Genomic DNA, 21,620 nt, shown 5'->3' on the forward strand with positions numbered 1-21,620 from the left:
CACTAAAAAATTATAAATTTATGAAAAATTGTATTAAAATAAGAAATAGGATTTATAATTCGACGATCAATTATACCTGCTTAAAAAAGCCGATCGCCAATGGCTGACAATTCCATTCAAGAAAATCGCTTATCCCTTGCCCGCGCCAGTTTGCGCGAAGCCCTGGCGCGCTATTCCCACCTGCGCCAAGGGAAAAAAAACTCGAATAATACAGAATTAGAAGCGGCGCTGCAATATCAGTTAGATATCTTAACTTCCACCTCAGAAAAACTAGACCACAACATAATCCGCATTGCTACTTTCGGCTTAGTCAGCCGTGGCAAGTCAGCCGTATTAAACGCGCTTTTAGGTCACAAAATTCTGCAAACAGGCCCTCTCAACGGCGTGACTCAGTGGCCACGTTCCGTGCGCTGGAGTGTGCCTTTATCCTTCCTTGAGAGCGAGGAATCCCCCCAACCCCCCCTTGGCAAGGGTGGGACAGGAGGGGTGCAAGTAGAATTAATCGATACTCCCGGACTTGATGAAGTTGGCGGCGAAGTGCGCGGCGAAATGGCGAAACAAGTAACTCGCCAAGCTGACTTAATTCTGTTTGTCGTTGCAGGCGATATCACCCGAACTGAATATCAAGCACTGTGCGAATTGCAAACAGCTCAAAAACCGGTAATTTTAGTTTTTAATAAAATTGACCTTTATCCAGAATTAGACAGAAAAGCTATTTACCAAAGTTTGCAAGCGCTGGGAAATTCTGAAGAGTTAGCAGCCGCTGCGGTAACAGAGGAAACAGATAGCGAAAATTTGTCCGATCGCCCAAACAACTCCTCCGATAAATCTACTGCCAAATCACCGCCTAAAACTTCCAAATCTTTAGAAATAGTCATGGTAGCTGCCGAACCAGCGCCGGTGCAAGTGCGGGTGGAATGGTCCGACGGAAGAGTCACTAACGAATGGGAGTCGCCGCCCGCGCAGATAGACGAACTCAAACATAAAATTCTCACAATTCTTAACAGAGAAGGTCGATCGCTCCTCGCTCTAAATGCTTTAGTTGAAGCTAGAGATGCCGAAGCAAACATTGCCCGTCACGTTCTCAAATTGCGACAAACAGAAGCCGAAGATTTAATCTGGCAATTTGCAAAATATAAAGCTTTGGCTGTCGGTTTAAATCCAGTGGCATTCTTGGATGTAATGGGAGCAAGTGTCGCAGATTTAGCCTTAATTCGCTCTTTATCCAGACTTTACGGCTTACCCATGACTGGTTACGAAGCCGGAAAACTTTGGCAGACTATTTTCTCCAGTGCTGGCGGCGTACTTTTGGGAGAATTGGGTAGCAGTTTCCTCTTGGGATTTGGCAAGAGTGCGGCCGCTGCGGCCCCGCACATCGGCTTTTCTACTTTTGCCGGAGTCGCTGTCACTCAAGCTAGTTTAGCAGCTTACGGAACCTACGCTGTCGGTCGCGCCGCCCAAGTTTACTTAGAAAAAGGCTGCACCTGGGGTCCCCTGGGACAAGATACGGTAATTCAAGAAATTCTCGCCACCATCGAGCGTAATACAATTATCGATCGCTTGCAGCAAGAGTTTAAAATTGGCAATTAAAAATTGCGCTAGTAGTTGAGTAGGGTAGGTCAGCAGATGGTTATTTGTCAATAATCGAAGAGCTAGGATCTGACGCACCCTAATGCTTGTACTCTTATAGAACCCTTTTGAGATATTTGGTGACAAGCTAAGAGCACAGGAGTCTAGAATTCCAGAAATAAATGTCATACTCCAGCAGCTTAACCGACTCATAGTAGGAACTTATCGAACTCTTACTCCCACAAAAGAAGAAAACTAGACTTCCTCGTTGGAGTAAAAGGCAAATCCTGGATGGGACTTTTATCAGCTCAAAAACGGCTGTAATTGGTGTGATTTCCCTAAAGACTTCTCTCCCTATTCAACCGCCTCCTGGCATTACAAACAATGGCGTTCTGATTGTGTATTAGAACACACCATGTCTGCTTTACATGGACAAGTGCGACAACAACTTTAAAAAAACAAAAGTGGACGCGCTTACTCATCATTGACTCGCAAGCGGTCAAAAACACCTGCAATGCCAGTCTTGAATCCAAAGGGTTTTGTGATTACAAATGCACCAAGGGCATCTATAGGCAAGGAAAATCAAGCTTTTTAGCCACTATTTCCGTTTTCATTCTGATCTCGGTTCAATTCCTGTAAGTTTCTGTACGACTGCTTATTTACCCGCAATTTTATTGGTCACTGAAATGAACCCGACTATTTTAACTCCTTTGCAATAGCCCGAAAAAGTGCCATTACCTCATCATCATCCTTAGGTTTTGTTAAGCCAGAACTTGTTTTTACAATCACCATATTTTCTTTCGGATTAATATAGATATACTGCCCCCAAACACCTACAGCACTGTAGTCTCCATTAGAATCTGTAGGAACCCACCATTGGTATTGATATCCCCACTTACCATATTCCTCTGCTGTCGATCCAACTTGCAGATAGGGGCTATCTGGGGCAACAGACTTTTTAACCCAGGCTTGGGGGATGATTTGTTTTCCGTTAAAGTAGCCCTCATGGAGATAGAGTAGCCCAAACTTGGCGTAGTCTCGCAAGGTAGCATTTAAGCAGCAAAATGTCAGTTCTGTATTGTGATTATCTGTCAACCATAAGGCATCTGATTCAGCACCTAGTGGTTGCCATAGTTTGGTTTGAAAATATGAGGAAATACTCTGTCCAGTTACTCGCTCAATAAGCAAACCCAATACCTGTGTGTCTAAACTGATGTAATGAAATCTCTTTCCCGATGGATAATCTGATGGAAAGTTGAGAACAACTTTTTTAATTGGCTGCATATATAGAAAAAGCTGGGGAAGTAAATTGTTTATATCAGAGGAATCGTCGTCATAGTTCTCGCTAAATTTGACTCCAGAAGACATCTGAAGAATATGTTTAATAGGAACATTTCGATAGCCTGAGTCTGCTAGTTCGGGAATATATTTTGTGATTGAGTCATTGATACTATCTATGTATCCATCCGCGATCGCAATTCCAACTAATGCTGATGTCAAGGATTTTGCCATCGACCAAGAAGTATTCTTATATAAAGCACTATTCCCTTTAAAATATTTTTCATAAACAATCGTGTCATTCTTTATCACTAAAATACCAGTTGTCTCTGTCTTTGTTAGCAGTTCTGACATTTTATAAAATTGACCTTCAAACTTATAAAAAACATCTAAAATGTGCAGATTTTCTTTGAAAAAATATGGGTTACTAGAAGATTTGATTTGTTTGCTTGGGAAAATTTTTCCCATGTTCCGAAAGTTTGTTGCTCGCTTGTTAGGGTCAAACAAAGATAGCTTTGGATAAAAATAGAGTTGCCAAACAGAAAATAAAGAAATACATACTATAATTATCGAAACAACTGTCCAAATTAATAACTTATTCTGATTGGTTAACATATGATTAAAGTTAAGTAGAACAATGAGGAATAAAGGCTGGCTTGGTGTAAGAAGATTGTCGCTCTTTTGCGAATTTTAAAAATATCGCAAAGCTCTAGCAAAAGCTGAAAGCGAAAATGAATTAACAGCTCGATCGTATTTTATTTCGGGATTGACATTTATTCCTTGAGCAGTCACAGAGAAAATAATGAAGAATACAATTACTGCTGGACAGATCCTAGCCAGAAAAAATCTCATTACTATCTCCTTACAGATGACGTGTTCTCTATGGCCAATCCAAGACTCATATTAGAATGCCAAAAAGAATGATGAATAGTAGTTTTTTTTGATATAGATCAAATTTGATCTATATCAAATTTCAAGCTATCCAATTCAATTAGGCTTGCCCTGGTTGCGTTGATGCCTTCTGCGTCTCTTACGGAGATTGCTGAGAGTTTCTTGTCGGATTCCTAAGTAAGAAGCAATATGACCGAGATTAACCCTGTCTTCAATGTCTGGGTATTTTTGTAGTAATTGCTCGTAGCGCTCGTATGCTGTCAAAGAAAGGAAAGAAATCAAGCGCTCTTGAACATCAATATAGTAGCGTTCAATAAAGAGGCGGCTCAGATTTTGCCAGATCGGATCTTTACTGTAGAGATATTGGAGACTCTCGTAGGTAATCGAGAGGAATTTACAATCTGAGATCAGAATAATACTTTCTAGACTGGGTTGGCGATACGTAAAACTGAGGTGTGAATTTACAATATCCCCCTCAAACCCAAACCAAGGTATAACTTCTTTCCAATTATCATAGTGGACTGCTCTAACTACTCCTTCCAAAATGAAATGGAGATGGTTGCAAATCTGACCCCGTTCTAGCAATAAAGATCCTTTAGGCAACTCTAGGGGGTATGTAACTCTACGAAGTTCTTCGCGTTGCTGTGGGTCTAGAGGTATGAGCTGATTGAAGGTCTGGAAAAGTTGCTCCTGCATTCCTTATTAACCCTTTGTAAAAAACCTAAGAATTTTTAACTACTTAGCTGTCTAACAGCTAAATTGAGCCGCAACCGATCGCTACTAACTTAACTTAAAAATATCACAATTTGGGGTAAAACCGAGATACGGGCTTTCCGAGGAGATGACGTAAAATTTTGTAAGTAATCGAAATTTTGGGACAGGGTAGCGAAGCTATCACTAGCCACAAAGTAGCAATTAAAACCCTTATTAGGCAAGCATTACTGGCCTTAATTGCACTTTTTTACACATATCTCGGCTCAAGGTCAGAGGGAAATTATATCTATTACAAAGGAGTTTTTTATATAAGCAAGTTATTCAGCATAATGTCGAGATTCTTAAACTTTATTACTCGATATTATTTTAAATAGTGGTTTCAATACTCATAGTCATATCATCTGATTTAGTAACTATAAATCCCCTTTTCTAAAAACGGTAAGCCTACCCTGAAGGAATTTTTTATGAACTTTTGGGAGTAAAACTTCGCGTTTACCCATTTACAAAGAAATGAACTATCAACGAAAGAAAAAGTAAATTATCGAGAAGCAAGGTAAATCGTATCCCCTCTTTCATGCAAGTGTACAGAGAACCCCTACAACAAGCTATACGACTTAGTTTTAAAAATTGTAGAAACTTGTTTCGTGGTAAACAAAATCCAAAGAACTTTATAGAACCTCTTTGACTCTTTTCTTAAACAAGAAAGCCGACAAAAAAGCCGTCTCACATAACTCAATATCCACAAAATGATAAATCATGGGGCGATGGTGGCAAAAGGGTTCAAATTAATATGGCACAATGGTTACGGTTATAACAATAGATATCAAATTGGTTCTATACCCTTGTCAAAAAAGGATGCAACTATAGGTAAGCTCCACACCTTAATAGTAATTGGAGACTCCTAATTCTTTAATCGAAAATCGAAAATCGAAAATCGTATTACCGTCTCGCGATTCTAACACCTTCCCTAAAATGGGCGATTGTGGCAATTACCGCTATAGAAAAGTAAAATATTCTAATCAGCCAAAAACAAACCCGCATTGACCAAGTAACAATAGTCGGAGCAATACCTGTGAACTGTACAAATCTGGAATTAACTTTTTTTTCAAAGCTGTCAAGATCTTTCATCTCCGATTGTTTCGCTGGAATAACGGGAAACTGACCAGTATATACATAATAACCTATAAAACCAGGCACTCCTACTTTTCTATTCAAAAATGAGTTAGTTAATGTTGCAGTTTGCCGAGGCGATAATTTATCAGATTCTCCTACTTTCTCCAACCAATAATTATATCGAATGGCTGGCGTAATCATGAAAACTAAGGGAACTATAACTATCAACACAGCAGCACTAATTTTGCGACCGTATTGAGGGTGTAAAAGCCTTGTCGCCACACCCACTCCCATACCGATAAATGCAAATACTAATATATTTAACAGTTCAATAATTTCGATGCCTCTCAACAAATCGCCGATAATCAGAATTGTATATAATAATTTGTCTGCCAGTAGCAGAGCTGCCCACTTGATGAGAATTGAAACGCCTACAATAGTAGCTACAATCGCCACATACCCGATGGCACCTAGAACGTACAGTAAAATCGAACCGGCTTGTTTGAATGATTGCATGGAATTATTCACTCTTGTGAAAGTTGAGGAGTCTGATTGACAAAAAAAATTGAAATTTTAAAGCAATTTGGAGTTCCAAATTTGACTTTTAAAATTGATTAGTTTGATATCTAGAAATCAATCTACAATCTACAATCGATCGACAAGTTCCCGCGCCGCCGCTTTGGTGACTTGTGCGATCCGTTCTTTCACAACATCCTCTTCGATCGCCTTGGGGTCTGATTCCAGCTCGCGATCGATCCCCAACCATAAAAGATACTCGATATTACCGGCCGGGCCAAGTAAAGGCGACCACGTTAAGCCGCGTTGCTGCCATCCTAAAGCTGTGGCTGCCTTCCACACTTGAAAAATCGCATCAGCTTGAGTTGCTGAGTCTCGCACTACGCCTTTTTTCCCGACTCTCTCGCGCCCTACCTCAAACTGCGGCTTTACCAGCAACACCGCTTCTCGCGGTGGTGCCAACAATTCCCACAGTGCCGGTAAAATCTTATCCAGGGAAATAAACGACACATCTACTACCGCCAAATCTGCTCGCGCAGAGTCGCCGTAAAGCTCAGTAGCAGTCATGTACCGCAAATTGGTGCGTTCTTTCAAAACTACCCTCGGATCGTTACGCAAGCCCCAATCTGCTTGACCGTAGCCCACATCTACGCCGTAGACTAGGGCGGCGCCGGCCTGCAGCAAACAGTCGCTAAAACCGCCTGTGGAAATGCCGCCGTCGAGACAAATTCTGCCTGCAACGGGAATAGCAAAAACTTCTAAAGCTTTGGCTAATTTGTCGCCACCTCTAGAAACATAGCGCGATCGCTCTTTAATCTGAATTTTTGCTGCAATATCCACCTCAGTGCCCGGTTTGTCAACTACCTGTTGGTTGATGGATACTTTCCCAGTCCGAATCAAGGCCTGAGCTTGCTGTCTGGAACTGCACAAATCTAGGCTGACCAATAAAGTATCTAGTCGCTGTTTAGCCAAGGTTTTTAATCTGTACGGATAGGGTTAAGAACAGTACCAGATTAGCACTTACGCACAAGCCCCACTGCTAATTTTTGGCGATTATTTGGGTTTTGCGATTGTCGCGGGGCGATGCCCCCAGCTCACATGATGTGACTGAGATCGCTCTGAGTGTGTAGTTGGATCACAGATAAACATTCATAGAATCACACAATAATTTTTGTGACTAGCGGATGATTTATATGCAGCTAAAAGCGCTACACATACCATCAGGGCGATCGACCATGAAAACAATTAACTTTCCTATCAGAAATCCTGCCCATTGTCAAGAAAACCCCCTCGCCTTCGTCAGTGGTGACATTATTCACATTCTTTACCCCAACGGCGAAGTAGAAGCAACAACGGTCGCACAAATCGAGCTGCGCCAAACCAAAAATCCCCTGGACAAATGCCTCGTCTGGGGATGTGTTGACGATTTTTAGTACCAGTTTCAAACAAGAATGCAATTATAGGGCAGCTCCAAACCCTTAATTCATCAGTCATTCCCAATTCTTCAAATTTTTAATCTATAATTTTTAATCTATAATTTTTAATCTATAATCTTTAATCTAAAATTGTATAACCCATAAAAAAAGATCGCTTGGAGGCTGTGAAGCCAAAAAAAGCGATCGATATAAGTGCTGCTAACTGCCAGCCAAAAATGCAATTTACTGCTAAAATAACTAGCAAATTGACTTAAATATCTTGTTCGCTCAATTCGCGAATCATGTAATCAAAAGGCTGCTCCAAAAAAGGCCCAACAGACAAGCCAGCAGCTTCCACCTGAGCCTTAACCATCTCCTTCATAATGCTAATTCCCATCACCGTCGGGCCAATGGGAACGCTTAGAGAATTGTAAGTTTCCCGCAAACCTTGCAGCACGCGCTCGTCGAGCACATCGGTACTTCCAGCCACCAGGGCGTAAGTAGCATAGCGCAAGTAGTAGTCCATATCCCGCAGACAAGCCGCGTAGCGACGAGTCGTGTAGGCATTTCCCCCGGGACGGATCAGTTCCGGCTGTTCAGCAAATAGCTGGATACCAGCTTGCTTGACAATTGCCGCAGCATTGCTGTTAATCGCCGCCGCCGCCTGTACCCGTGCCGTGCCCGTTGCAAAATAAGATTTCAACCGATCGATACCATCTCGGTCTAAATACCTACCAGCAACATCATAATTTTCAATCAGGCTCGTCACTGCATCGCGCATAAGTTTCTCTCCCAAAAATCTTTATCAATACTTTGCTATCTGAGACAGACCGCCTATTGTAGACTACTACAAATCGGCGTTTGATTAAGATTTGAGATGGGATTTTCACTCTAGGTAGTCTATCCTCGGCAAACGGCAGCAAAATTCAGCGGTTTGCCTTGTATCTTCAGCCGAAAAATAATCCACAGGGCAAGAATCACGAACTGCCCGGCCGCACTGGGCACCAATTTCAAAATTTTGTAGCCATAGATACAAAATAGTGGGTACTGAAGGCCTACGATCGCCCAAACAGTCTGAAATCGGCCGATCGCCAAGACACAACCAATATCAGGAGTAAGTCATGTTCCAGACACCCCAAGAAGCCTTAAACTACATACAAGAAAATAAGATCCAGATCGTTGACCTCAAATTCATCGATATGCCGGGGATCTGGCAGCACCTTTCCCTGTACCACGACCAAATCGACGAAAGCTCATTCACAGACGGCGTACCCTTCGACGGTTCCAGCATTCGGGGCTGGAAAGCCATCAACGAATCAGACATGACGATGGTCATCGATCCGACCACCGCTTGGATGGATCCGTTCATGGCAGAACCGACCATCAGCTTCATTTGCAGCATCAAAGAACCTCGCACCGGCGAACCGTACAGTCGCTGTCCGCGGACCATTGCCCAAAAAGCCATAGACTACTTGCTTTCGACCGGTCTCGGCGATACAGCATTCTTTGGGCCGGAAGCAGAATTCTTTATTTTTGACGACGTTCGCTTCGACCAAACCCAAAATTCCGGCTACTATTACGTAGATTCGATCGAAGGTCGCTGGAATTCCGGCAAAGAAGAAGCAGGCGGCAACCTCGGCTATAAACCGCGTTACAAAGAAGGTTATTTCCCAGTAGCACCAACTGATACCTCTCAAGACATGAGAACGGAAATGCTGCTAACAATGGCAAAATGCGGCGTACCCATCGAAAAGCACCACCACGAAGTCGCCACCGGCGGTCAATGCGAACTCGGTTTCCGCTTTGCAACTTTAGTACAAGCCGCCGACTACTTGCTGACTTACAAATACGTCATCAAAAACGTCGGCAAAAAATACGGCAAAACCATCACCTTCATGCCCAAACCGCTGTTTAACGACAACGGTTCCGGGATGCACGTTCACCAGTCGATTTGGAAAGACGGCCAGCCTCTATTTGCAGGCGATCAATATGCTGGTTTCAGTCAAATGGGACTGCATTACATCGGTGGCATTCTCAAGCACGCACCGGCACTTTTGGCAATCACCAACCCCACGACCAATTCCTACAAGCGTTTAGTTCCGGGCTTTGAAGCGCCTGTAAACTTAGCTTACTCTCAAGGAAATCGATCGGCATCAGTACGGATTCCGTTGTCGGGAACCAACCCCAAAGCCAAGCGGTTAGAATTCCGCTGTCCCGATGCCACATCCAACCCCTATTTAGCATTTGCAGCCATGCTGTGCGCCGGCATAGACGGCATCAAGAATCAAATCGATCCGGGCGAGCCTTTGGACGTGGATATCTACGACCTTTCCCCAGAAGAATTGAGCAAAATTCCTTCAACTCCCGGTTCATTGGAAGGCGCTTTAGAAGCTTTGGAAAAAGACCACAGTTTCTTAACTGAAACCGGCGTATTTACCGAAGACTTCATCCAAACCTGGATTTCCTACAAACTCGACAATGAAGTCAACCCAATGCGACTGCGTCCTCACCCCTACGAGTTTGCTCTCTACTACGACTGTTAGAAGAAAATTAATAATTAAAAATTAAAAGTTAAAACTGGGCTTATACCATTTTTAACCTGTAATTTTTAATTAATAAGAACGCCGCTTTTAAAAGCGGCGTTTTTTTCGAGTTTAGAACTTCTGGATCAGAGCCCAGACTCTCCCGTTACCCGACACTATCTGGGCAACGCTGTTAGTAGTAGGGCCCTTTGTAGCCTCAGAGACATCCTCTACAGCCCATTTATTTGCTTTCTCATCAACAATAAATAAATCGTCAGGAGTAGTGCCTTCCTGAACCCTATATATCTTATTCAGAGTGAAACGTGCCTTGGCCTCAGCTTTTGGTATGCCTGTAACTTCATCAGGATCGATAGAGAGGGCACTGCCTTCTTTTAATGTACCTTTCGAGTTACTTAAATTGCGATCGTCCCTTTGAGTAACCCGCACGCCGTGAAGTTGCAAACCAGGCTCATTCTCAGAGATATTCCAGACAGCAGCTAGAACCCCACTTTTTCCCAAACCGAGAACCGCTGCACTAACAGCCAAAATTAGCAAAAACTTGAAATAATTCACCGTATTTATACTCCTTTGTTTGTGAGATTCTGCACTCATTCTAAATTAGCAATTAGCAATTAACAATGACTAAACGATGTCCGATATTTTTGTGATGATCCGCAATCAGAGTAACGTGGCTATGACTTCAGTTGATGGCATTGCGTTTGTCACTTTACTGACTCAAGAAGGACGAGTGCTGGCCCAGGAGACAGTTGACCTCTTTGAGGCAGATGTGAATTTTGATAACCTGAAGCAGGGAAAATATACTGTAGTTGTCAGACACGAAGGCGTTGAACCTCGATCGGCAACCTGTAGTGTTACAATCACCCATGAAGATAAAGTAATCATGCTGACATTTGTTTACTTGGAGCTAGAACGGGTGCTGCTCCGCATTCAAACTTCAACCGAAGAAAGACTATGACCGTGAAAGTTACTCCGCCAAATTCAATTAAAATGTTTCGCTATCGAGTACATTTCTTAGCAAAAGACCTCTGGAGGGAAAAAAACCCGGTTTGTCGGATGAATCTGGCTTTACAGTTAGCTGATGTGGCGACAACTCTGGCTAGGTTAGAAGTAGAAGAGGCGCGAAAATTTCAACAAGAGTCTGCTAGTGTTGAGACCCAAGACTCGACGGAACCTGAAAAGTTTTGAGTGTATGAGGTTGCTTTGTGTGCTCCGCGCAACCCTTGCGTGATAGCAGTTTAAAAAAATAATCTAACTGTAGAAAAGCTCCCAACCCTGATAATCATCAATCATTTTTAATCTACAATCTAAAATCTAAAATGGTATGACTCGCAACTAAAAACTATTGTCATTGGTTGAGCTAGTAAAAAAACTGTCTGTATAAAATTGACTCTCCGTGCTAAACAATAACTTTCTGCCTTGCGAGGTAATTGGTTGTCCAAAAAACTGCGTTACACTTATATAAGTATCTTTACAAAACAACATAAAAGCATGACTGTTGCCTATCCCCGCAAGCTTCGCAACGCTATGGGAGCGCGCGAAATTTTAGCTAATGTAGTGCGCGATCGCGAAATTCACCTGATCACCCTCAACCGCTACCGCTACAGCGAACAGCGCAGTTGCAAAGACCTCACGGACGTGATCGAACGGCTAGACGGGGAACCGGCCGAACTCGTGCGCGACCTCTCCCGGCACATTTCCGACGAAGCGCGACACGCGATGTGGCTCACCGACTTGCTAGTAGACTTGGGCCAAAAGGTGGGAACGCCACCGGGAGTCTCCTATATTGACGAATTTGATCGCCTGCTGGACAAAGAGCAATACCGCAACCTCGATGACGGTATAATTGCAGCCTTAGCCGCAATCAATGTCACCGAAAAGCGGGGCTGCGAGTATTTCTCAGCGCACATCCACGCCCTCAAACAGGCTCCCCAAACCGCAGAAAACATCAAAATCCGCGAAACAATCGAAAAGATTTTTCCCGAAGAAGCTGGTCACGTCCGCTGGGGCAACCGCTGGCTGGCCCAAATCGCCGACAAAAGCCCGGAACACCGCCAGAAGGTGGAACAGGCAAAGCGCAAGTATGTGGCGATCGAACAAGCAGCATTTGAATCGGGAATGGATATCATGCTGGGGGCAGAACTGCGTCGCGTCACCCGCCTCGTGGACATTGCCAACACGATGCCGATGTGGGAACGCCCGCAATACCTGATGGAACGCTTGCCCGCAACTCTGCTGGCCCCCGATCTCCAAGTGACCAGAGTTGATGTAGCTCAGCGCGCCTGGAACCGCGATCCGCAGGCATTTATGGAGAAATTGGTACCCATGTTCCTCAACGGCTTGAATACCATTGAGAAGAAGCCGGCGGCGACTAAGCCCAAGGCTTAAAAACGATCGCGAACCTGGTTGAAACCGCTTTGCAACTCAAACTTGCGTCTACCTCAGTAAACAAGCGAGATATACTGGTTCCAAGGCATAGCCTTGGAACCAGTTATTTAAAGTCATAATTTTAAGCTTTAGCAAGTAAACTGATTATTGGAATAGTTTTCCATCTAAATATAATCATGACTACCAGCGAGCCGAACATACAAACAGCTTCCGCAGAGAGCCTCTCAAGTGAAAGTGCGATCGCCTCCGAGCAGGTCGAAAAAGCCACAGCCGTCACCTATGCAGAAGAAATTGAAACTGTCATCGCCAGCATGGCTGTAGACCAAAAAGTGATGGTCGGTCAAAGTGAAGCTGGCGGACATCTTTGGAAGTTCAAGTACGGCAGTGTCGAAGTGTTCGTGCAACTTACGGGCGAAACCGAAGATGATACCTTGACTGTTTGGGCTTTTGTACTGCAGTTGCCAGCGAAGAATGAAGCTCAATTAATGCGGAAAATTCTAGAAATGAATTGGCTGTCTACTTTAGAAGCTCATTTTGCCATTGTTGATAATCAAGTTGCCGTAGTATCGACTCGGACGATGGCGGAAATCTCGGCCGGGGAAATTTCTCGGGTTATTACTATTGTCGCCACGATCGCCGATGATAATGACGATATTTTGCAAGCAGAATTCGGTCTGTAGTCATTAGTTAACAGTTAACAGTCAACAACTAACAGTTAACAGTTAACAGTTAACTAATATGCAGGCCCTGCGATCCAAGCAATAGTGATTCCCAGCCCCAAACCTACAAGCACTTGAAAAGGAGTGTGTCCCAGCAACTCTTTCAGGCGAGCCTCATTAAGGTTGTGATCTTCTTCAAAAAACTCGTCAATAATTTGGTTGAGGATGCGAGCTTGCTTGCCTGCTGCTTGGCGGACGCCTGCTGCGTCATACATCACAATAATTGCAAAGATCGCAGCGATCGCAAAATCCGGACTTTCCCATCCCATCGTTTGTCCCACTCCAGCAGCCAAAGCGCCCACAAAAGACGAGTGAGCGCTGGGCATTCCCCCCGTTGTTACCAAATACCGAAGATTAAACTTGCGATTTTTGACCAACTCGATCGGCAGCTTCATGATCTGAGCCGCCAGACAAGCGAGCAAAGCAACCACGAGTACATGATTGTTTAAGATGGCGCTGCAAATTTCCTGCATAGTGTTTGGTATTTCTAGTTACTCCGGCTGGTAATAAAATCGGCTATCGCCAGCAGCGGTAGAGCTTTGCTCCCAAACACTGCCAATTGAGCCTTAGCATCAGCAACAAGCTGCGAAGCTTGGCGCCGAGACTCCTCAATTCCCCACAAACTCGGATAAGTGACTTTTCCTGCTTGAACATCTTTGCCAGCAGTTTTGCCCAGTTCTTCTTGGGTAGCAGTAATATCCAGAATGTCGTCAATTATCTGGAAAGCCAACCCAATATTTTGAGCGAAACGCGACAGCCGCTGCAAATCCGCAGCAGACGCCCCACCCAGAATTGCGCCACAAACTACGCAGGCCTCTAACAGCGCCCCTGTTTTGTGAGCGTGAATGTAATTCAAAGTTTCCAGAGAAACATCTGTCTTTCCTTCGGATTCCAAATCAACCACCTGACCGCCTACGAGTCCAGCAGCACCCGATGCCCGCGCTAAATGGGCGATCGTCTGCAACACCTGCCGGGGGGGTACGTTCTGAGTTTTAGTGGCGATAAATTCAAAAGCATAGGTCAGCAAACCATCGCCAGCCAAAATGGCAATATCCTCGCCGTAGACTTTGTGGTTGGTCAGTTTGCCACGCCGGTAGTCGTCATTGTCCATTGCCGGCAAATCGTCGTGAATCAGCGACATCGTGTGGATCATTTCCAAAGCGCAAGCTGTGGGAATTGCCATAGATGTAGTGCCACCGGCCAGTTCGCAGCTAGCCAGACACAGGATCGGACGCAGGCGCTTGCCCCCCGCTAGCAGCGAGTAGCGCATTGCTTCGTAGATTTTCTCTGGGTAGATGACCGGCAGTGCACTGTCGAGAGCTACCTCGATCGCCTCTTTTCGCTTGACTAGATAAGTAGATAAATCGAAAGAGGATTCCGGTTGGGACGAACCCATTTCTGTTGCCAATACCATCCCTTGCTCTCTTGTACTGAATAATTACGTGGGATATTGTGAGCCGTTCGGGTCGATCGTGCCGACTTTTACGGCGGTAGTTGCTCGAACTCCGAGCATCAATTAATCATTCTACGGGTGTTGTTGCACAGAAAATCTTTGAGTTTTAATAACTTTGTCAAATTACCAGTCAATCTAAAATCTACAATCTCAAATATCAAATCCGCTGCTGCAGTCTGGCCACTTCCAAAAAGCGCTGCACCGCAGCCGTTGGATCGCTGCGCCAAATCAGAGCGATCGCCACAATGCAGGTTGATTCTGCCAAAGATTTGTAAACAACCCCGTTGCGCTGGAAATTTTGCATCGACTCAGGGACGATCGCCACTCCCATCTCGGCGGCTACCAGACTCACAATGGTTTGCATTTGAATTGCTTCTTGAGCTGCGATCGGGCTAAAACCTTCTTGCTGACAAAGACTGACGATCGCATCGTACAATCCCGGAGCCTGGGAGCGCGGAAATAAAATCAACGGTTCGGTAGAGAGTTCGCGTAATTCCACCTTCGCGCGATCGGCCGCCGGATGCGTTTCTGGCAGTGCCACGATCAGCGGTTCTCGAAAAACGATTTCAGAATTTATCCCATATTCCTCAACGGGAGGACGCACGAAGCCGATATCAATTTGCCCGAACCGCAACCGCTGCAACTGTTCCTTGGTCGTCAGTTCGTGCAGTTCGAGCTTGACGGCGGGACACCGAGTGCGAAAGGCCTGCAAAATCGCTGGAACCACGTTGTGTGCTGCAGAACTCACAAAGCCGATCGTCAGTTGGCCGAGTTCGCCCCGACTGGTTTGTCGGCCGAGTTGAATTGCTCGATCAACTTGCTGCAGAATTTTCCCGGCCTCCTCGAAAAAAACCTGTCCCGCAGCCGTTAACTGCACCGTCCGCTTGGTGCGGCGAAACAGTTGAAACCCCAACTCTGCCTCCAAATGCTGGATTTGTTGGCTCAGCGGAGGCTGGGCAATATGAAGTTTTTCGGCTGCACGAGTGAAATTCAGTTCCTCTGCAACTGCAATGAAATAACGCAAATGCCGAAGTTCCATAGCTCCCCAATCATTTATATTTTTAAAGTATCAATGATGAGTTAAACATATATTGGACATTTATGAAGACATTTCATACAGTGATTAATAGGCGAAGTTGAGAATTAAAAAATGGCTAATTTGGATATCAAAATTAGAGAAGCAGAGCTGGCAGATTTGGAATTAATCGTAGATTTTATTTCAAAAAAAAGCGACTTTGATGGATCTAAAATTTTCTTGGCAGCAACAGCAGATAAATTGCAGCCAACGTTGTTTTGCCAGCCTCCGCTAGTGCGGGTTTTGTTGGCGGAAGTTGCGGGAAAAGCGGTAGGATTTGCTTTTTTTTATTCCTCCTATTCAAGTCTTTTGGCGCAGCCGTGTCTTTGGCTTGATGATTTATTTGTGCAAGCTCCTATGCGCGGTATGGGAGTCGGTACAGCACTGTTAAAGTATTTGGCACAAATTGCTGAGTTCACAAATTGCGGGCGGGTTGAATGGACTGTTAATACTGGCAATGCGCCGGGAATTGCTTTTTATGAAAAGCAGGGAGCGCGGATTTTGGAAAATATCAGAGTTTGCCGAATCGATGGAAGTGCGATCGCCCAACTCGCTAACAAATAAGTTGGTTGGTTTTCTGAAGAAGGATTTTTTTTTAATTAACTGCAGAGACGCATAGAACACAGAGAAAGAGAAGAAAGGCTCAGGGTAATTATCATGGCACAAAATTCTTGGAATTCAGCTCTTTATGAGCAAAATCATGCTTTTGTTTGGCAGTACGGCGAATCTCTTTTAAATTTACTCGCTCCGAAGGCGGGAGAACAAATTCTGGATTTGGGCTGCGGTACGGGACAGTTAACTGAAAAGATTGCTCAAAGTGGTGTTTTTGTGCAAGGTATTGATTCATCTTTGTCGATGATTTACACGGCAAAATTTAACTATCCTCACATTAACTTTTCTGTCGCAGATGCGAGGATTTTTCAAGTAGAAGAGCCATTAGATGCTGTGTTTTCTAATGCGGTCCTGCACTGGATTAAACAACCGGATGCTGTGATTAATTGTGTAGAAAAAGCGCTAAAGCCGGGAGGGCGTTTTGTGGCTGAGTTTGGCGGTAAGGGGAACGTGGAGGCGATCGTCCGCGCACTTCTGAGTGTTTTGTCAGAAATTGGCTACCAGCAGCCTGAAGCGCTTAATCCTTGGTATTTCCCGAGTATTGGCGAGTATGCTGGGCTTTTGGAAAAGCAGGGATTTGAGGTGGGTTATGCGGTTTTGTTCGATCGCCCGACTTCCCTAGAAGGTGGCAACGCGGGTATGGTAAATTGGATTGAAATGTTTGCTGGCGCGTTTTTATCGGGGTTGTCTGATGATGTGCGATCGCAGGTAATGAACTCCGTTGAAGAGCGTTTGCGGCCGATGCTGTACCGCGATGGTAATTGGATTGCAGATTATCGCCGAATTCGTGTTGTTGCTGTCAAAAATTCCTATTGACAAATATAAGGCTACAAATCTCCCCGATTTGAAGCCTTCGTCCACTCAGTATCCCCATCGCGCCGCACGCTAGTCCCAGTAGTTATTTTCTTTCCCTATTGTAACTGCGCTTTTGTGTAGATCCCCATCAATTATCCCCTGCCAAAAACTTACGACTCAGGCTTTTCGGATGTTCAATTTTACAGTCATATTTTCAGGCGTAAGCCGGCCTAATAAAAAATATTGTTGGTATGATACTTAGCCTCAACCAAAATAGACTCTTCCTTAACAAATAATAATCTAAGCTGGCGCTTCCATAGGGAGCCGGAAGCAAAAACGAACTAACACTTAAGGAAATAGCAAATGCTACGAAAGTTACGCTGAAAGCGTTTAGCCCTTCTCGCCAGTGCGACCAATTTCCTGCAGAAAGGCGCGTCGCTAGCCATTTGTAAATTTGCTGATAGCGAAAAACTCGATAGGGAAAATGTGCGATCGTAAATTCGTATCCGCAAATACCGCAACAACTCGGTTTCATGGATAAACCGGGTTGCTAAACACCGACCTTAGTTTAAATCTGTTCTTCCCCTTGATTAAAACGCTGAATTCCCTGATTTTCCTCGACTTGCAAAATAGCATCATTGGGAATAGTGAGGATGCCTGTAAATGAACTTTGGCTTGTTTTCCAAGCTTGTTCCTTATTTTTGTGTTCGGCAAGTTCTCGCTGTAAATTGTCAATATTCTGTTGAAACCGAGCGGCTTGTCTCAGCATTTCTTGTTCTGAAAAGTCCAGCAATTGCATCAGAGTAGCCACTTGATATTCCAGTAATTCGGTTTCGCAATTATTGTTATTTGTAACAAAAGTTGTAGGCTTTCCTGAATATTCAAAAACACTCTTTTCGTCGGGGAGGGACAATGCTGTTTTGACACTAAGTGCCAAATCTTTAAACATTTCAGCCCTGCTTTGGGGCATTTTAACTTTCAGGAACATCATTACCGCAAACAAACTTCCTGACGGCAGAAGTCCCCCAAATCCCAAGACAGACTTGACCTGGTAGGGGATAATTAAAGAATTTTGCTCGGGAATAAAGGGGCTGCCTTTTGCCTCTGATACATAAAAAATATTTAATACTGCCGGCTCTAATTGCAGGAACCTTTCTGGCTCAATTCCGAGGAATGTAGGAATGTCTAAACCGAACTGCCGGATTATTTCCGAAATCGCCGGCATTTGAGCCACTAATTTTGGGCTAACTAATGGAATAGCTGTATTTTCTGCTGCTGTGTGCCGAGAATCCCACTGCGGTTCTGTGCCTGCAGCTGCTAGCAGAGTCCAACATTTCATGTCGGCGGCGGGAGAATTGCCCTTCATCAAGCGGCGGGCGGATTGTTGCAATGAGTCTTCTAATTCCCCGTAGGGATGAGTTTTGAACAAACGCACTAAGGCACAGGTATTTTCTCCAGTTTGCGAATCGCAAAAATGTTGGTAAATATAGTTAACAATCTTCTGGCTGGTGGCTTCCATACTAGCAGTATTTCTACCTAAGTGGCGCAGGACTAAGCTGCATTTAGCCATGTCTTGCGGGGTAAATAAGGTAATATCGTACATTAAAAAATGCTCTCCAAGAGCTCAAACACTCTTGTTCATTTATCGTTAAGGCCGCTACGGCATCCGGAATCCTACTGAGAGTTTTGAACAAAGTGTTAGTTAAAATATGTAGAAAATTAGCCCGCCAAATGCAGCGCTTGTATGGCAGGATACAGAAATTAAGATTCAAGAAATAAAAACTATTTCTTAGGGTAGGCCACAAGGACAGAAAAGCCGATTTACAATTATTAAAAGGGTTTTTTACGACAACTCTCCCAAAGAAATTAAAGAAACGGAGTTTTTCACCGGATATGCCTCGCGTTTTACAGGGAATTTCCGTAGATAAAATTCGGTTTCTGGGTAAGCCATATTCACCGAAGTCCTAGAAACTGAAGCTGCAATTTTTGTGGCGGGCGATCGCACGTCGATCAATCAAAAATTGGTACAATTTCGTCAGTCTTGGACGCAGAAACCGGGTTTGCTTACAGAGAAAAAACCCGGTTTTTTAGGTATTGGTAAGTAGATGCTGTGTTCAAAACTTTTAACCACCCCAAACAACTCTACTCAGCAAGTTGAGACTTTGCTTCCAGGGCATCTTTAGCAGATAATCCCTGATCTTGAACGCCAAAATACCACAAACTAGCAGCAGCTTCGGCGCGAGTCACTGATTTCTTAGGCTGAAACAGAGTAGTAAAACCAAAAACGCGGCGAATATTCGCCAAATCTCCATTGTTAAAATCAGCTAAAACTGCCCGCGATGCCTGGGAATCAATCTTAGAAGCATCTTGAAAACCCCACTTTTCTTTCACTCCGTCAATGTTAGCTGTCGGTAAAACTTGACGACTATCTAAAGGCACTTTCCAGAGAATCATTGTTTCGCGAGTTAAAGGTGCATCCGGGCGAAATTTCACATCTTTACTTTCACCCGAAAGCGAACTCGGAATTACACCGGCTTCTGCTAAACCTTGAATTGCTGAAAAATCTGGGTCTGTTTTGGGTACGTCAGAAAATGCCGGTTCGCTAGAGTCTACTGCTAATCTAATTTGTTTGGCTTGACGGCTAGCATAAATCTGATTGTTAGCTGCTACTAACCAGCGGGCGTATTCGCGACGAGTGATAATTTTGTTGGGTTTGGGCAAACTGCTGGCAGTTTCTAAATTAGCACTTTCGGTTGAGCGCACTTTCAGCACTTCCAACTGACTTAAATCAGCCACATACTGCCGCAACTGTTGAGGAATTTGGGTATCTAGTTGGCTAACTTGTGCTGATTTTGGCGAGGCGGATGGCGTTGGAGTAGTTCCTTCTGAATTAGATGGACTTGGTGAAGCGGTTGGAGATGCGCTAGACTCGGAATTGTTAGGTTGGGGACTGGCGGCAATTTCGGGGGTTTCTTTGCTGTAGTCGATCGCAAATTCTGTAGAACCTCCTACTTTCTGAGTAGGAGAAAGCGAGACTGTTACCCGTAAATTATCTCGCGTTGCTACCAAAGAACCTTGTCCCTCGGCGGTGGGGCGGTTGACTATTTCCCAGTTGCGACGCCCAAACTCTGTGGAGTAAAAGTTCTGAACCGAATTAACAGGATCAGTGCTTTCCCAGCGCAGCCGCACATTTTTTTGCGACGGATCGGTTTGCCCACCAACTTCGATTAACTCAGCATTAGGATAGAGTGGAATCTCTGTCGGGAAATCAGGAGGAAGTTTGGCGGTAGAGTTTGTCTCAATTGCTGTCGCTGGTGGCGGGGAAGAGAAAACTACTGGGTTTTGTTTTAATTTGGGATCGGCGGCTAATGATTCTTCGAGGGCCTTGCTGTTGGGGCTGTTTGCACAAGCTGTCACAGCAGCCAACAGACACACAGCCAGGCAAGTATTTACAGCAGCGAGTATATTGGTTTTATTGGCTTTAGATCGCCCTGGATAGTTGCCTTGCCGTTGAGTAAATATAATATTCAGCATAAATCGCCCCTTTGCGGATATATTTCTAGGCTAGCGCAGATCGATGGGGCATATATAATTTTTACCCAAATGAAATTTTTGTATTTACTTCTAGTTACTGCTACATTACTTTCATACTCTGTCAAGTTTGCCCGTCCCGCTGCATCTCAACCAGCCCCGCTGCAGGCAGAAATTCAGACGCCAGAGTGGCAGCCATTTTGCTCGGCGATGGGTCAGTTTGCGATCGATATGCCAGCAAATCCCAAAATTAATTCCGAAACTTTTTCAAATCAAATTATTGCTCATACATACCGCTCGAACTTAAAAAACAAAGAAACTTATTTGCTTCAATACTTTGACCTTGATTTTCGGCTGAGGAACAATAATATAAATAATACCAGAATTACTTTAAATAATGCCGTTGATTTTTTCGTCGTGGCAGCTAATGCTAAAGTCTTGCAGGTGCGGGATATTTCCCTCGGAGGCTATCCCGGAAAAGAATTTGAGTTTCAGCCGCTTTCCCCCACTGAACCTGTAGGTATAGGTCAAGTTTTTTTGGTGGAAACGCGCGTTTACGGCCTGGTTGCCACTACCCCAAAACCAGAAAATGCTCAAAAATTTCTCGACTCTTTTCGTTTGTTTTGAAGCAGGAGGTTCGGCAACGAGCAGTGTTTGGGATTTAACAAATTTAATGGATGGATGTTGAGGGATGAAGTCCCAGGTTCGAGGTTCGAGAGAAAAAAAATGAGTTCGGAGTGGCGATAGAATTTATTAATAAAACTTACGCTTTTCAACTTGTTGTATAGGAAAAAAGTGACCTAGGCAAAGAAAAATTTCGGCATCAACCGAGTTTCTGAGGAATAATGCGGTCAGAACTCATTAAGTTAAATCTGACTTAAGACGTTATTTTATTTTTTGTACTCTATCTAACGGAATAGATAAATTTTACACCTGTGGAGCGATGTAGATACTTCCTCAAGTTTATATATTTGATATAAGGATTTTTAAATCGCAGAAAGCACAAGCAAA

The 21,620-nt window shown here is 44.1% G+C and carries 21 protein-coding genes; 10 read left to right on the forward strand and 11 right to left on the reverse strand.

Annotated features, from left to right (window positions below; all coding sequences use genetic code 11):
- The first annotated feature begins 99 nt into the window (after window positions 1-99).
- Window positions 100-1,590: a DUF697 domain-containing protein gene (locus QUA38_RS09060; protein ID WP_333161014.1), complete on the forward strand. Its 1,491-nt coding sequence runs from the start codon at window positions 100-102 to the stop codon at window positions 1,588-1,590.
- A gap of 675 nt (window positions 1,591-2,265) precedes the next feature.
- On the opposite strand, the gene QUA38_RS09065 is transcribed toward QUA38_RS09060, so the two are convergent.
- The 4 genes from QUA38_RS09065 to QUA38_RS09080 form a co-directional block, all read right to left on the reverse strand.
- Window positions 2,266-3,462, reverse strand: a complete 1,197-nt coding sequence (locus QUA38_RS09065; RefSeq protein ID WP_333161016.1) for a serine hydrolase — start codon at window positions 3,460-3,462, stop codon at window positions 2,266-2,268.
- 372 nt (window positions 3,463-3,834) lie between these two features.
- Entirely contained in the window at window positions 3,835-4,434 is a 600-nt protein-coding gene (locus QUA38_RS09070; RefSeq protein WP_333161018.1) for a Crp/Fnr family transcriptional regulator, read from the reverse strand.
- Window positions 4,435-5,391: 957 nt separating this feature from the next.
- Complete coding sequence (locus tag QUA38_RS09075; RefSeq protein WP_333161020.1) at window positions 5,392-6,081, reverse strand: hypothetical protein; 690 nt, start codon at window positions 6,079-6,081, stop codon at window positions 5,392-5,394.
- Between the two features lie 129 nt (window positions 6,082-6,210).
- The gene (locus QUA38_RS09080; RefSeq protein WP_333161022.1) at window positions 6,211-7,053 is read right to left on the reverse strand and encodes a TlyA family RNA methyltransferase; all 843 of its coding nucleotides are present in this window, start codon (window positions 7,051-7,053) and stop codon (window positions 6,211-6,213) included.
- Window positions 7,054-7,274: 221 nt separating this feature from the next.
- On the opposite strand from QUA38_RS09080, the gene QUA38_RS09085 reads away from it, so the two are divergent.
- Entirely contained in the window at window positions 7,275-7,514 is a 240-nt protein-coding gene (locus QUA38_RS09085; protein WP_333161024.1) for a hypothetical protein, read from the forward strand.
- Window positions 7,515-7,767: 253 nt separating this feature from the next.
- Here the strand turns inward: QUA38_RS09085 and apcB are convergent, their stop codons facing one another.
- On the reverse strand, window positions 7,768-8,277 hold the full coding sequence (gene apcB / locus QUA38_RS09090; protein WP_333069246.1) for an allophycocyanin subunit beta: 510 nt from the start codon (window positions 8,275-8,277) through the stop codon (window positions 7,768-7,770).
- Window positions 8,278-8,617: 340 nt separating this feature from the next.
- Between apcB and glnA the strand changes: the two genes are divergently transcribed.
- On the forward strand, window positions 8,618-10,039 hold the full coding sequence (glnA, locus tag QUA38_RS09095; protein ID WP_333069245.1) for a type I glutamate--ammonia ligase: 1,422 nt from the start codon (window positions 8,618-8,620) through the stop codon (window positions 10,037-10,039).
- 111 nt (window positions 10,040-10,150) lie between these two features.
- Here glnA and QUA38_RS09100 read toward each other — a convergent pair whose 3' ends face one another.
- Complete coding sequence (locus QUA38_RS09100) at window positions 10,151-10,630, reverse strand: hypothetical protein (protein ID WP_333161026.1); 480 nt, start codon at window positions 10,628-10,630, stop codon at window positions 10,151-10,153.
- 82 nt (window positions 10,631-10,712) lie between these two features.
- Here QUA38_RS09100 and QUA38_RS09105 point away from each other — a divergent pair, with 82 nt between their 5' ends.
- The 4 genes from QUA38_RS09105 to QUA38_RS09120 all read left to right on the forward strand — a co-directional run bounded on the left by QUA38_RS09105 (window position 10,713) and on the right by QUA38_RS09120 (window position 13,104).
- Entirely contained in the window at window positions 10,713-10,994 is a 282-nt protein-coding gene (locus tag QUA38_RS09105; protein ID WP_333161028.1) for a hypothetical protein, read from the forward strand.
- Window positions 10,991-11,224: a hypothetical protein gene (locus tag QUA38_RS09110; RefSeq protein WP_333069241.1), complete on the forward strand. Its 234-nt coding sequence runs from the start codon at window positions 10,991-10,993 to the stop codon at window positions 11,222-11,224. The genes QUA38_RS09105 and QUA38_RS09110 overlap by 4 nt, the downstream gene beginning before the upstream one ends.
- 303 nt (window positions 11,225-11,527) lie before the next feature.
- On the forward strand, window positions 11,528-12,424 hold the full coding sequence (locus QUA38_RS09115; RefSeq protein ID WP_333161030.1) for a ferritin-like domain-containing protein: 897 nt from the start codon (window positions 11,528-11,530) through the stop codon (window positions 12,422-12,424).
- A 176-nt stretch (window positions 12,425-12,600) separates the two neighbouring features.
- Entirely contained in the window at window positions 12,601-13,104 is a 504-nt protein-coding gene (locus tag QUA38_RS09120; RefSeq protein ID WP_333069239.1) for a YbjN domain-containing protein, read from the forward strand.
- A gap of 53 nt (window positions 13,105-13,157) precedes the next feature.
- Here QUA38_RS09120 and QUA38_RS09125 read toward each other — a convergent pair whose 3' ends face one another.
- The 3 genes from QUA38_RS09125 to QUA38_RS09135 all read right to left on the reverse strand — a co-directional run bounded on the left by QUA38_RS09125 (window position 13,158) and on the right by QUA38_RS09135 (window position 15,635).
- The gene (locus QUA38_RS09125; RefSeq protein ID WP_333069238.1) at window positions 13,158-13,616 is read right to left on the reverse strand and encodes a divergent PAP2 family protein; all 459 of its coding nucleotides are present in this window, start codon (window positions 13,614-13,616) and stop codon (window positions 13,158-13,160) included.
- Window positions 13,617-13,630: 14 nt separating this feature from the next.
- Window positions 13,631-14,557: a geranylgeranyl diphosphate synthase CrtE gene (crtE, locus tag QUA38_RS09130; RefSeq protein ID WP_333161032.1), complete on the reverse strand. Its 927-nt coding sequence runs from the start codon at window positions 14,555-14,557 to the stop codon at window positions 13,631-13,633.
- Between the two features lie 196 nt (window positions 14,558-14,753).
- Window positions 14,754-15,635 carry a LysR family transcriptional regulator gene (locus QUA38_RS09135; RefSeq protein WP_333161035.1) on the reverse strand — a complete coding sequence of 294 codons (882 nt, stop codon included), beginning with the start codon at window positions 15,633-15,635 and terminating at the stop codon, window positions 14,754-14,756.
- 111 nt (window positions 15,636-15,746) lie between these two features.
- On the opposite strand from QUA38_RS09135, the gene QUA38_RS09140 reads away from it, so the two are divergent.
- Both QUA38_RS09140 and QUA38_RS09145 read left to right on the forward strand, forming a co-directional pair.
- Window positions 15,747-16,235, forward strand: a complete 489-nt coding sequence (locus QUA38_RS09140) for a GNAT family N-acetyltransferase (protein ID WP_333161037.1) — start codon at window positions 15,747-15,749, stop codon at window positions 16,233-16,235.
- A 93-nt stretch (window positions 16,236-16,328) separates the two neighbouring features.
- Window positions 16,329-17,099, forward strand: coding sequence for a methyltransferase domain-containing protein (locus tag QUA38_RS09145; RefSeq protein WP_333161039.1), 771 nt, complete (start codon window positions 16,329-16,331; stop codon window positions 17,097-17,099).
- A 547-nt stretch (window positions 17,100-17,646) separates the two neighbouring features.
- Here the strand turns inward: QUA38_RS09145 and QUA38_RS09150 are convergent.
- Together QUA38_RS09150 and QUA38_RS09155 are read right to left on the reverse strand one after the other, a co-directional pair.
- A complete protein-coding gene (locus tag QUA38_RS09150; RefSeq protein ID WP_333161041.1) occupies window positions 17,647-18,681 on the reverse strand; it encodes a histidine kinase in 1,035 nt (344 codons plus the stop codon).
- A 539-nt stretch (window positions 18,682-19,220) separates the two neighbouring features.
- Window positions 19,221-20,612 (reverse strand): S-layer homology domain-containing protein, encoded by a 1,392-nt coding sequence (locus QUA38_RS09155; protein WP_333161043.1) that lies wholly within the window; start codon window positions 20,610-20,612, stop codon window positions 19,221-19,223.
- A gap of 69 nt (window positions 20,613-20,681) precedes the next feature.
- Here QUA38_RS09155 and QUA38_RS09160 point away from each other — a divergent pair, with 69 nt between their 5' ends.
- Window positions 20,682-21,236 (forward strand): hypothetical protein, encoded by a 555-nt coding sequence (locus tag QUA38_RS09160; RefSeq protein ID WP_333161045.1) that lies wholly within the window; start codon window positions 20,682-20,684, stop codon window positions 21,234-21,236.
- Window positions 21,237-21,620 lie beyond the last annotated feature (384 nt).

Origin of the sequence: Microcoleus sp. Pol12B4 (assembly GCF_036701385.1) — a bacterium.
Lineage (GTDB): Bacteria > Cyanobacteriota > Cyanobacteriia > Cyanobacteriales > Microcoleaceae > Microcoleus.